Source organism: Acetatifactor muris, from assembly GCF_024623325.1.
Taxonomy (GTDB): Bacteria; Bacillota; Clostridia; order Lachnospirales; family Lachnospiraceae; genus Acetatifactor; species Acetatifactor muris.
In genome coordinates, this window is sequence record NZ_JANJZD010000067.1 from 1 (window position 1) to 11,632 (window position 11,632).

17 protein-coding genes are annotated in these 11,632 nt (G+C 32.0%); 6 read left to right on the top strand and 11 right to left on the bottom strand.

The features are described 5' to 3' along the window. Positions 1–146 precede the first annotated feature (146 nt). The 8 genes from NSB25_RS28245 to NSB25_RS28280 all read right to left on the bottom strand — a co-directional run bounded on the left by NSB25_RS28245 (position 147) and on the right by NSB25_RS28280 (position 4,482). Entirely contained in the window at positions 147–332 is a 186-nt protein-coding gene (locus tag NSB25_RS28245) for a hypothetical protein (protein ID WP_103242602.1), read from the bottom strand. Between the two features lie 406 nt (positions 333–738). Next, entirely contained in the window at positions 739–921 is a 183-nt protein-coding gene (locus tag NSB25_RS28250) for a hypothetical protein (RefSeq protein ID WP_103242601.1), read from the bottom strand. A gap of 262 nt (positions 922–1,183) precedes the next feature. Then, positions 1,184–1,369 (bottom strand): hypothetical protein, encoded by a 186-nt coding sequence (locus tag NSB25_RS28255; RefSeq protein WP_103242600.1) that lies wholly within the window; start codon positions 1,367–1,369, stop codon positions 1,184–1,186. Positions 1,370–1,503: 134 nt separating this feature from the next. Beyond that, positions 1,504–1,791: a helix-turn-helix domain-containing protein gene (locus NSB25_RS28260; protein ID WP_103242603.1), complete on the bottom strand. Its 288-nt coding sequence runs from the start codon at positions 1,789–1,791 to the stop codon at positions 1,504–1,506. 33 nt (positions 1,792–1,824) lie between these two features. Further along, a complete protein-coding gene (locus tag NSB25_RS28265) occupies positions 1,825–2,118 on the bottom strand; it encodes a helix-turn-helix domain-containing protein (protein WP_103242599.1) in 294 nt (97 codons plus the stop codon). Further along, complete coding sequence (locus NSB25_RS28270) at positions 2,111–2,470, bottom strand: type II toxin-antitoxin system RelE/ParE family toxin (protein ID WP_103242598.1); 360 nt, start codon at positions 2,468–2,470, stop codon at positions 2,111–2,113. The genes NSB25_RS28265 and NSB25_RS28270 overlap by 8 nt, the downstream gene beginning before the upstream one ends. Before the next feature lie 1,280 nt (positions 2,471–3,750). Then, positions 3,751–3,969: a hypothetical protein gene (locus NSB25_RS28275; protein WP_103242597.1), complete on the bottom strand. Its 219-nt coding sequence runs from the start codon at positions 3,967–3,969 to the stop codon at positions 3,751–3,753. Between the two features lie 12 nt (positions 3,970–3,981). Further along, positions 3,982–4,482 carry a Uma2 family endonuclease gene (locus NSB25_RS28280; protein WP_103242596.1) on the bottom strand — a complete coding sequence of 167 codons (501 nt, stop codon included), beginning with the start codon at positions 4,480–4,482 and terminating at the stop codon, positions 3,982–3,984. Positions 4,483–5,023: 541 nt separating this feature from the next. Between NSB25_RS28280 and NSB25_RS28285 the strand changes: the two genes are divergently transcribed. After that, positions 5,024–5,248 carry a helix-turn-helix domain-containing protein gene (locus NSB25_RS28285; RefSeq protein ID WP_103242595.1) on the top strand — a complete coding sequence of 75 codons (225 nt, stop codon included), beginning with the start codon at positions 5,024–5,026 and terminating at the stop codon, positions 5,246–5,248. A gap of 129 nt (positions 5,249–5,377) precedes the next feature. Here NSB25_RS28285 and NSB25_RS28290 read toward each other — a convergent pair whose 3' ends face one another. Together NSB25_RS28290 and NSB25_RS28295 are read right to left on the bottom strand one after the other, a co-directional pair. Then, positions 5,378–5,569 (bottom strand): hypothetical protein, encoded by a 192-nt coding sequence (locus NSB25_RS28290; RefSeq protein ID WP_103242594.1) that lies wholly within the window; start codon positions 5,567–5,569, stop codon positions 5,378–5,380. Positions 5,570–5,813: 244 nt separating this feature from the next. Next, complete coding sequence (locus NSB25_RS28295) at positions 5,814–6,062, bottom strand: helix-turn-helix domain-containing protein (protein WP_103242593.1); 249 nt, start codon at positions 6,060–6,062, stop codon at positions 5,814–5,816. 500 nt (positions 6,063–6,562) lie between these two features. Here NSB25_RS28295 and NSB25_RS28300 point away from each other — a divergent pair, with 500 nt between their 5' ends. The 3 genes from NSB25_RS28300 to NSB25_RS28310 all read left to right on the top strand — a co-directional run bounded on the left by NSB25_RS28300 (position 6,563) and on the right by NSB25_RS28310 (position 9,397). Further along, a complete protein-coding gene (locus tag NSB25_RS28300; RefSeq protein WP_103242592.1) occupies positions 6,563–6,997 on the top strand; it encodes a hypothetical protein in 435 nt (144 codons plus the stop codon). A 904-nt stretch (positions 6,998–7,901) separates the two neighbouring features. Beyond that, a complete protein-coding gene (locus tag NSB25_RS28305; RefSeq protein ID WP_103242591.1) occupies positions 7,902–8,903 on the top strand; it encodes a DUF3825 domain-containing protein in 1,002 nt (333 codons plus the stop codon). A 305-nt stretch (positions 8,904–9,208) separates the two neighbouring features. Further along, the gene (locus tag NSB25_RS28310) at positions 9,209–9,397 is read left to right on the top strand and encodes a hypothetical protein (protein ID WP_103242590.1); all 189 of its coding nucleotides are present in this window, start codon (positions 9,209–9,211) and stop codon (positions 9,395–9,397) included. On the opposite strand, the gene NSB25_RS28315 is transcribed toward NSB25_RS28310, so the two are convergent. Further along, entirely contained in the window at positions 9,363–9,905 is a 543-nt protein-coding gene (locus NSB25_RS28315) for a hypothetical protein (RefSeq protein ID WP_103242589.1), read from the bottom strand. The genes NSB25_RS28310 and NSB25_RS28315 overlap by 35 nt on opposite strands. A 339-nt stretch (positions 9,906–10,244) precedes the next feature. On the opposite strand from NSB25_RS28315, the gene NSB25_RS28320 reads away from it, so the two are divergent. Both NSB25_RS28320 and NSB25_RS28325 read left to right on the top strand, forming a co-directional pair. Continuing rightward, complete coding sequence (locus NSB25_RS28320; protein ID WP_146040216.1) at positions 10,245–11,084, top strand: hypothetical protein; 840 nt, start codon at positions 10,245–10,247, stop codon at positions 11,082–11,084. A gap of 7 nt (positions 11,085–11,091) precedes the next feature. Beyond that, positions 11,092–11,499: a hypothetical protein gene (locus tag NSB25_RS28325; RefSeq protein WP_146040215.1), complete on the top strand. Its 408-nt coding sequence runs from the start codon at positions 11,092–11,094 to the stop codon at positions 11,497–11,499. The last annotated feature ends 133 nt before the right edge of the window (positions 11,500–11,632 follow it).

Here is an 11,632-nt window from a genome sequence, read left to right on the forward strand (position 1 = left end):
TTTTCAAGGCATAGTACCCACTATGTCCAATGTTTATGTCCATTTTTCTCAAATTTCTTTTCCTGCACCATATTCAGTTGTCAATTTTCAGTTAGAATCACATTCATTGAGATTCCGAGAAGTTATAATTGTTTTATTGGATTTTACTATGCTTGAAAGTATACGTCTTCATCTTCATCAATGATTCCGATACTTTTCATATAATCAATTTCTGCATTTAAAACGTCCGCTATTATTTCCCTTGATAAACTTGTTTTTTCTTGAATCATATTTGCACAATCTTCATAATCATAAATTGGCCCCTGATTTTGTTCTACAAATTCATTGTTCATTTTTCCATTCCTCCATAATCTTACTTTCTACATTTTATTGAAATGAGCTTGCAACTTTTGACGGATGCAAGCCCCTAAAAATTATATTCGTTTATTTAGTCTCATTTCAGAGACTTTAACAGTTATTTCCACTTCTTTTCATTATAGGGAATCTCAGCAGCCTGTTAATGCTCTGTTGCTTCTCCGGTTGTTTCGGAAAGTCTGCAACTACCTTAACCACTTCTTTTAGGCAAGTGATCTTGATGCTTTACGCATTACCTGTTAAATTGTCAATGTTCAATCGTTTAGGAAAATTGACTTGAAATAGTCTAAAGAAAGTGATATGATAACAATACACTTTGACTAGTTCAAGTGTCGTGTGGGTATGGTTTTCTAGTTTCTCAGGCTGTGAACCATACCCATTTTGTTACAAGTCTTTAGGTGTTACTTTGTATCTGGTTTCAACTGCTACATTAATACCACCATCAACATATGACTGTAACAACGCTTCGGCTACTTCGCTATATTTCAACTTTTCACTTTTGCATTTTTCCCTAAAAGCATCTTGTAAGGATTCTTCGATCTGGATTGACATTGCTTTTCTCGCCATTTCTTATGTCCTCCTTACATTATCTATATTATCATATAAACAATGATTTGTCAATCATGTTTTTAGTGATTTATAAATCTTTTTTCACTTTCTCTATACCATTGTCAATGTCCAGTCTGTAAAGTGGATTTTTTGATTGAATAATCTGAATAGAACTGCTATAATAAGATTGTTCAATCGTGAGTAGGTTTAAAACCTACGTTTGCAGCGTTTGGCGGTTGCGTAAGCGGTGAAAGTCTTTGGTCGGATGCTCACCGCTTATTTAATTTTCCTTTTGATGAATTTTGTAAGAAATTTCTTTCTTAATTTGAATTTCGCCTTTTACAAATCCAGTCATTAAGATTTCTATTGCTTCGTTCATCTCAAATCCTTGTTTTTTGCATTCAGCTTTAAAATCATTTTTCAAATCTTCATCAACAGGAGTTCCGAAAGGTTTTCTTGCTGCCATTCGCTTCCCTCCTTACATTTATTATTATAGATGCTTAAAACTATTTTGTCAACTATTTTTATAAATGTTTTTTAGATATTTTCAAAAACAAAAGGACTGGAAAACCAATCCTTTTATACTGTCTTATGTCCTATTTACTGTTTATTCTCAATCGGAGTAATTGAAAGTGTATACCCTAACGGAGCAAGTATTTTTAATAATGTGTCAATCTGTGGCGTTGATTTCATACTTTCCAATCTTGCAATAACAGATTGTTTTACTCCGCTTAATGTTGCAAGATCACGCTGTGAAAATCCTTTCTTTTCTCTTGCTTTAATCATTTTGCCGATTAAGGAAACTTGAAAATTGATCTGTTCCCGGTCTTCTGGAGATACAATTTTATCATCGTTGAACATTTTATCAAAGGTTTTATAATTACCCATATTAATTATTCCTATTTTATAGAACAAGCATAATTAGTTTTTAGCAATTTCTTTTGGCACAAACTCAATTTTTAAAGTCATACCCATACCATCCGCAAGCCGTTTTAATAACTTTAAAGAAGGATTTCTTGTGCCATTCTCTAATTTACTTATGTCTGCCTGATCTATTCCAGTACGTTCAGCAAGTTCTTTTTGTGTAAGATTTTGAGAAATTCGAGCCTCCATCATTGCACGAATCACGTCCATTTCAGGCTGTATATCTTCCCATTCTTTTCTAAACTCTGGATCTTGTAACTGCTCATTTAAGAAATCATTAAATTCACTCATTATTTTTCATCCTTTCAAGAAAATCTTTTCTATATGCCTTGGCTAACTTAATTTCATTTTTGGGTGTTTGCTGTGTCTTTTTTATGAAACCATTTGTTAATATAATTCTTTTCCCATAATAAAAGAAATATAATACCCTTGTAATATCTGTACCGACTTTACCACGAATTTCAAATATCCCATCGTCCAAATGTTTGCTATATGGTTCTCTTAATTGAGTACCGTATTCTTCTAATACATCAATTATTCCTAGTATTTTTGCTTTCATCTTTGTATCTAAACTAAAAATAAACTCTTTTGCAGGTTTTTCACCATTGCTTTTTGTGTAAAACTCAACCTCAAATTTATCCATTTGTATTTTCTCCACAATTCTATTTCTATACTTATTATATGGCATATATGCCATAATGTCAATATTTTATTACTTATCCATGCCCACAAAAGAGACTTTTCAAGGGATTAAAACCGCAAATATAAAATTTGCGATATGGCTAAATGCATCCAGTATTAATGGCTATGTCGCGGTTGTTACCCGTTGGTTTGCCAACTTTCCGCATCGCCTCACGTTTGATTCTGTTTTTGTGGGACAGGATAAATACTAAAACTATATGCCGTATATGTCAGACATCCAGACAGCAGCTTTTTAAGTTTACAACTAATAAGCCTTCTTCCTTATCAGGGGTTCGCCTGTCCAAGTTATCGTTACTCTGAAGTATTCCTTGGCCTTTTAACCTTCCATTTTTCAGACATCTCTATTATCGTCAATGCCCAACGGCGGTAATCATTGTAAGTGTGATACCTGCTTTCACACAACGCCAGCACAATATTTAAAGTGCATTGCTGATCTTGAGCACTGAAAGTTTAACGCCCTTATCTTGCGGTTATTAACTACCTGTTTTTTCTACGTGAGTATCTCCCAATAACAGAAAACCATCTTCACGGGGTTACACTTTTCCTTGCGCCTGGTATATGCACTTATTACCTTTATATAAGTAGCACTCAATCATATTATGATGTATACGCAACTTATGACTTATATAATTGGTAGCCCACACAGGTTGTAATACTTATTTCTCTATTGATATTTAAAAGAGTGCCAAAAGTTGCTTGACGTTCTCTTGACACTCTCTAAAGATTCTTATGTATTTGTTATCCCGCTTTTTCTTAATTACAATCCGTTTGTAAAATTAGCGGTGGAATCGGGCAATTTCAGCCCTTAGACATGATTCTTGCCTGTTGTCTTTTCGCCGTTTCATATTCTTATAACGATGGTTTGCAACGACCCAGTGATCTTTTCCGGCAGATCACTTTAACCATTACTTTATTCACCGCCCCACATGGGCATATTAATGTCAATTTCATGATTACCTTTTATGTTAACCGTTCATGCGTTGTTTGTATCCGCTTTATGTTAGGTTTGTCAAGGTACAATTTGTTTTGGGATTTTTCATTGACTTTTCTAAAGAAATGGATATAATAGAATATATCAATGGTAAGTGAAAACTTATTTGATGCTCTGGACTGAATCGGTGATTGGTAGTCGGTGATTCAGTCCTTTTGTTTTCTCTTACTTCCCTTAACCTGATTATAGTATATCATGTATCGGGAAGCTTGTCAACTGTTTTTATGAATTTATTCATCTTTTTTATGAATTTTTGTTTCTGTTTCATATCCTATTATGGAAAGAATCTTATTTGCATCGTCAATACTGAAATTTGATTTATTCATAAAATTTGTAAATGCCTGTCTGCTTATTCCCATTTTTTCAGCTATAGAATATTTTTTAATACCAGATTCAGCAATAGCCCCATTTACTGCCTGTGCAAGTTCCTGATTCGTTTTTATCACCATGTAGCCACCTACCTAAATATCAAACATTTCGTCAAATGGTATCTTAATATTCGGAAAATGCACAATTTCTAGTTCGTTTTTGTTTTCCCTGTTTACAGTCTTGAAAAGATGATATTGCGGTTCCTGATTCTCGTCATAGTCAAGATTGTAAATTTCTACTTCTCTTTTTTCCCAGTCAACAATCCAATATTCATCGATTTCCATTTTACGGTAGATATCCATCTTTTCGCCACGGTCATATTTTCTTGTTAAATCTGACAAGACTTCCATCACAAAACGGGGGATATCAAAAAACGAGTTGCCTTTTTTGGCATGTACCCTACAATTAATAGTTGCGTCTGGAATAACCGTTTTTTCTTCTCCGTCAGCTACCCATTTGTATTGCACATTATCTGGATAAACTTTACAGGTATTTGTTTTTATCTGTCGATGAACTATTGCAGAAAAATTCATGATAACATCTGAATGTTCAATATAGGCTCCAGCCATATCAGTTAATTGTAGGTTATTCATGCGGAATACCTCACTTTCATATTTGATAAATACAGTATACCAGATTTTCCCTTAGATTACTACATTCTATTATATCCACTTCTTCAGTTGTCAAGGTACAATCTTAAAACTTTTTGGAATTAGTGAGCAAAAACTCTTGAAATACCTTCCTGAATCGGATATACTCGACTTGTTCAGAGTGAGTATAGAACTTTCGCTTCTATATTCCTGATAGCTGGGAAGGTTTGGCGACTTTCTCAGCTATTTTGTCGTGGGTGTATCCGTTCTTTGTGGTGATTGTAACTGGTGTCTTTACCAGTAAAAGCAATTAGTTTCAGCTTTTGCCTACTTACGATACCGCCACGGGAAGGCTTGCTTATTGGTATCATGGGGCCGTATTTCTTTATTTTTGTTTACCACGCCTTTAACTTTCTAAAGATATTGTAACAATTTTATCTTTACTTGTCAATACTTTTCTTCATATTCTTAAAGATTTATTTACTTTTATTTTGTAATGTGCTATACTATCAATCACCAAAACAAGCATAAAAGGAATGATAAAATGATTAAATATTATAGGTTACTAGACTTACTTAACCGTCGTCAAATTGGTAAAGAAGAACTAAGACAACGTATAAATATATCGTCTGCTACTATTGCCAAACTATCTAAACATGAATATGTTAGTCTGGAAGTAATAGACAAAATATGTAATGAATTACATTGTCAGCCAGGTGATATAATGGAGCATATACCAGACAATCAAGTAGAGCATAAACAGGAATAAAGTATTGACTTTTCAAGGTACGCTTAGAGCATGTAAACCAAAATTAAAGAGGTGTAAAGCCTGAATCATCTTGATAATTCAATAAAGACTTTACACCTTGTTTGCGGCTGCTATTCAATTGTAGAAACGCTATTCCTTTATTTCGTCAATGTCCGTAAGATTCACCCCAGAAACATTTAATAATGCTTTGATGGTTAAATATTCTTTTTTAAGACTTGCATAAGTTTTTGTTGCCCCTTCTTCTTTTGCTATCAGCATATGGCGTTGAATTTTTGCGAAATCATCAAGAGCTTGCTTTGTTACCTCAATACCACTTGGCATATGACCACCTACTTTCTGAGAAGCATTGTTAACTTGTATCTACAACCATTATAGCAATCTATGCCTAAAGTGTAAAGCCTTTATTCAATTATCAAAGTACCGTGTATAGGATTATGCACTTATCCCGACGCCCTGTAGTGGGCGTTTCGTCAGCTCTCTCCGTTGCTTAAAATATATAGGACATTCAGATCAAAAGAAAAAGCCTTGCACCGTGTAAAGGTGTAGGCTTGTTTTTGGTGTAGTTCTATTCGTGATCCGTTTGTGTTCCGTCTGGTATATATTCCATAATATCGCCAGGTTGACAGTTCAATAACATACATACTTTTTGTATGGTTCTTGTGTCGGTATGTCCTGATTTATCTTTCATTTTAGCAACAATGCCCGGGCTGATACCAGAATCGCGCAAATATTGCCATTTTTTACCTTTATCATTTAGTAACTTTTCAAGTTTTTTAAAACTAATATATACAGGTTCGGCGGTTTTATTTGACATAGCTTTCCTTCTTTCTATATATAGTAATGTCTTTCTTACTAATTATAGTAAGAAATCAAAAGAAAGTCAATGATAATTTTCGTACTATCTTTAATAATATTTTACAAATAAAACGTACTATCTTTAGCAATATTTACCATTGCAAAAACGTACTATATATAGTAATATAAATACATAAGATAAAGCAAGGCACAAGCGGTCAACTTAGATACCTTGCAATATCTTAAATAACTGAATAGGGGGGTGACGCAATGTATACCGATTTTGGTTACATAGGAAAAGCGGACGGCATCGAGTACGCAACAGAACAAGAAGCCATAGAAGCTAATCCTAACAACTAATCGGAACGGGGCATAGGTGAAAACCTTGTAAGTCCCCGTACAAAAGTCACTTTTACCTATTCGCAAATTGCACGTTGACAACTAAATATCAATCAGTATGTCGGCTGTGCAATTTCATTATAGCATATGCCGACCAAAAAAGAAAGGACGGTTTTTATTATGATGAAATGGAAAGCAAGAACAGAAACAACTAATATCGGTATTCTGGAATTAGGAAACTTGACTTTTGACGAAGACTATATAGAAGTATCTATTGATATTTGCGATATGTCTGACAATCTGAAAGCTGAGGTTGAAAAGGCTATTGAGATAGCAAAGGTTAGGTATACAGAGGAAAGAGAAGCCGACAATAAAGAACGTGACTACAATCTGTCTACGGTATGGAGTGACAAGCCGGTTGTTATGGATTTTACATACTTAAGAGTAGTGTTAAAAGCTGGTGAGCCAATCACATATACAATCTGTATTGGGTTTCATGATACGGATAATAGAATGATGGAGCAGTGGGATTGTGCAATTGAGGTTGACTTGTCAGAGTATACAAATGAGTTAAAGAAAGCAATTATTAAAGTATTGGTTGATAAGTTCTTTTAATTGAAAATAGCTTATACATAGTTTATAATAGCTTATGGATTGCAATATAATTCATAAGCTATTTTTGTTGAATAACTTATACAATGTCTTTATTGAGATTGATAAAAGAGAATCAATAGAAAGATGGTTCACTGGTAAAGGGTATAAAAGTTTTAATGAGTATGTGTGCTGATTGATCGGGATAAGAATGAGAAGTAAGGTGGCATGTCGATGCTTGATATGTCGATTGACGATACGTCGAGTCTCGACATATTAAATTTGTATCGAACCACTACAGATATAATTGTTAGACATGTCGCATTATAGCCAACTACCATTCATTATATCGCGCATATTTATTTAACATGGTTTGTTTTTAAGGTTGCAGAAATGGACTATTCACAACTTAAAACATACTGTAATACTATACTATTACCGCATGTTTATATATGGGGGGGTACGTTTACATTTTAATTCAGATAAGCAAACGCCAGGAGCCTGGTATCTGATCCATCCATACCTCACCTTAAAAATCCAAAAATACAACAAAATTAGTTCGGGGAACGATTCGGTAGACCCTTGATTTTTCTAGCTTTTCATCATTTTTACAATCTTCAAAATTGCCAAAACTACTCTCAAATCACCAAAATCACCAGAAAAATCAACATATTCTCGAACACACCTCAAAATCTCATTTATAGTAAGGAAAACATTCTATAAAATCACAGATAAAGTGTCTTGCGAATCTTCAATATGTCCAATAAAATCAATACTTTTACACTCTATTAACCTATTAAACCCACTCTCTCACCGAACTCATAAAAATATTACATGCTCATCACATCATTTATATAATAAATTTACCAACACAGATAGAGAAATATACCTTGTAACAAAAAATATATTTACCAACGGAGGTTATTTTATGAACAAATACCAGATGCAAGTTGAGCACAGAACCGAAAACAAATGGGATTGGATATGTGTATTTGCCAATTCAGATCAAGAAGCCATTCAAAATGCAAAAATCAAATTATATGATTTTCAGAATCCTACCTACTCACAATATGATGATTACGCTACAAAGCATTGGAAGGATTATTACAAAGAAAAATTTCAAGGCTATATCATCTCTCCATATACTCCTATTTTTTCAGTGGAAAGAGATTGTGAACCTCCTAAAGATTATGATACAATAATTTCATCAAGTACAAAGGAGAATCAAGATATGGCTTTCTTTAAAGTAAACTGGAATAATTACACAGAAGAATTATCTAAGAAGGCAGATACAGAAAATTGGTCAAATGAGACTTATCCTAATAATGGAATACTTACAAATTACATAGTAAAAACATATGATAAACTTACTGATGAAAAGAAAATTATTATTGGGACAAGCTATGCTCTGTTTAATACAGGATTATTCACAAAGTATTATGAACCAATATATGCTTATCAGTCAGGATCAGAAATATCATTTCTTACTGCATATGAATTGGGTGGTATTGGAATAACTGATCGTCCAGAAAGAGCAAACTATTTTGAAAATCCAGATTTGTTATTATTTGATTGGCATTATGCAATAGATGTTCATTATCCTCATATATTAGAGGACAAGGAAAATCAGAAAAGAATTCCTAAAGAGGTACTTGAAAGTAAGAATATTGTTATTACACTTGATGGTGCAATAAATAAAATGAAGAAAAAAGTATCTGCTAACTATAAATTAGCAATCCCTCAATATTATGAAGGTAAAATACAATTATTACTGCCCCTTTGTTTAGCGGATGATAACATACCAGATTTAGCTTTAGTAGTAACAAAAACTAATAATGTATATCGTGGACATACATGTCTGACATTAGATATGGCCTATAATAACGCAAGACTCATAGCAAAACCAGAAAGTAATTGGTTAAACCCATAAATATTTTTAAAGTCATATACTTTTTATAAGGCAGGTGAGAAATCATCTGTCTTATTTTTATGTCTAATATTCAAAACTTACAAATCTTATCAGTTCAAACAGAGAAATAATAAACATCCTATATCATTCTTTCCAGAACTCGGAATTACATCATTTACATATGGAGGTATATTTTATTATTTATTGGACATGTACTCTCCTACTGACTCAAAATACAGATTTAAAATTTATAACATTATTAAAATCAGAATGTAGAAGTAATAGCCAAACACATATAACGCTCAAAACTGAAGGAGAAATAAACTATGACAAACCCTAAAATTATACCTCAGAAATCTTCATTTGAAAAACTAACTATTATAAATGGTAATGGAAAGATTATGTCTCACGGAATTAGTGCAACTGTAGATATAGATGCCTTTAAAGCAGATAAAGCAGAAATCAAAAAGGACTTAACAGCTATTTTTGCTGAAGTCCTTGAATACTTTGATTGATTTTATCAAGCGCACTTTCAGTAGTCCTTGATTGAGATTTGCTTTCCATGTACCCATTTAAAAATTTGTAATTTATATGGAATGTAGATTTTACAGTATCATTTAATGTTTTATATGTAATTACTATATCAAATTTTTCAATCGGGACTTCTGCTTCGTTTGAATCATTTTTGCAAAATATAGTAGTAAACGATTGGTTTGGTGCCAACGATAAATGTTTATAAAATTCAAAAGGATTTATAACCATATGATCTATTGGCATTTCAGGAATGGTTTTAATATCCAATATTGTTCCAGTTGTTAATCCAAAATTTTGGATTCTAATTCTTGGGAACATATCACCATAAACCTTATATGGGAATATTTCAATCTGTGCTTTATTACTTTCTTTTACTATTTTTGAGTTTTGACGCAAAGTAATTACAGAAATAACAATTGAAGATATTCCTGTAATTATAGCAACCATAATACCAATTATTTGAATAATGTCAGAAGTTGATAATTCCATGATATATACCACCTTATATTTTAAAAACATCATACTACCAATAACTTACGTTGTAAATAATAAACTGAATAGAGAAATAGATAATATACCACTACAACTACTATTATACCAACCATTAACAATCAACAATCAAAAAGTTTTATACTAAGTAATTTATGCGATAGCAGAAATTACGAATGTCTTATCCTTTTTTATATTATTATGCTTTTTTACTTAATTTTTTATGCTTTTTACTATATCCCATTATTTGGGGGAATTTTCCCATTAAATAAAAAGTATAATGGGGGAATTTTCCCATTCATGTTACTAAGTTGTAATTTTTATGGGAAAACTTTCCCATTGACAAAACTTAAGGAGGAAAAATACATTAACGAAACAATTTTTATTCCAAATGGAGAAAAACAAAATATAACCGTTGGATTTTCCAAAAAAGATTTTAAGAATCATAAGGGTGTATCAGGACTTAAATATTATCTTGTAATTATGTATTTGCGTAAACATTTGCAAACATTTGGTGAAGTTTATCTCACACTCAATAATCTTTTAGAAGAATGTGGATATTCTACAAGATCACATAACAAGTCAATTTATTCTGACTTTAGAGAAATTATAAAAACAGAACTAATAAATAATGGTTATGTGACTTGTAATGTAGATATTTTTACTATAAATCCAACAGAAATGTTTAGTCTACAACTTTCAGAAAAGAAAAATATTTTTTATACAAAAGATAATTTTGTACAGTTTAGTATTTCAGAGTATGAAAAAATATCTAATTCTAATAGCAAAATAAATAAGTCTGTTTTGGTTGGCGTATATTTGTTTATTAAACAATACATTATGGATTACCCTAGTGATACTATTTCACCACCGAGAATATCATTTCCTTCTAAACAGCAAATAAAAAAGGGAATAGGTATATCTTCTTTTACCACTATTGAGAACGCAATTTCTTTATTGGCAGAAATGAAAATGATTTATATAAGAACTGACATGTTTGTAGAAAATACAGAAGAAGAAAATATATATGTTCCTACACGAAATGTTTTTGCTTTAGATGTAGAAGAACTAAATGGAGATGCAATCTTAATAGAACTAGAAAGAATTTATGGGAAAAAAGTTTACAACAGAAATGATGTTCCTGGAAAAGTAAGATATTTAGAAAAACAGAAAGGATGATGAATTGTTGGAATTTGCAAGCGGAAAACATTTAGCTAACTATTTACTAAAAATTTTTAAAAATAATGACATAGATATACCAAAAGAAGATGTTCAGAATATCAAAGAATTAGAATTCATATTTACTTTTATAACCAATTTGCCATCTTCTATTAAAAGAAATATTGATTTTTCAGATGGTTATTATCCTTGGATTGCTTTAGCACAAGGGAATAAATATAAGAAGCTTTCAGAGATATCAAATATTGGTAACGAATATGTTGCAAAATTTACAAATAATCCTTCTATCATTTCGTTTGACACAGTATTTAAGTCATTTGAACTTGGCATAAGATATGATCTTGATTATTTAAGAACAAGACCAGAACAAGGAGATATTTATTATCCTCATATTTTTCAAATACTAGTGTACTGACATGATGATATTTAACCTTACTACCGCCTTTTAAGAGGCGGCAGTAAAGCTGGGGTATAAAGACTTGAGCTTTATTCTGGCATCACCTGTCCTAAAATGCCAGTCAACCTTTGCTGCTGTTGTATTACGCTCT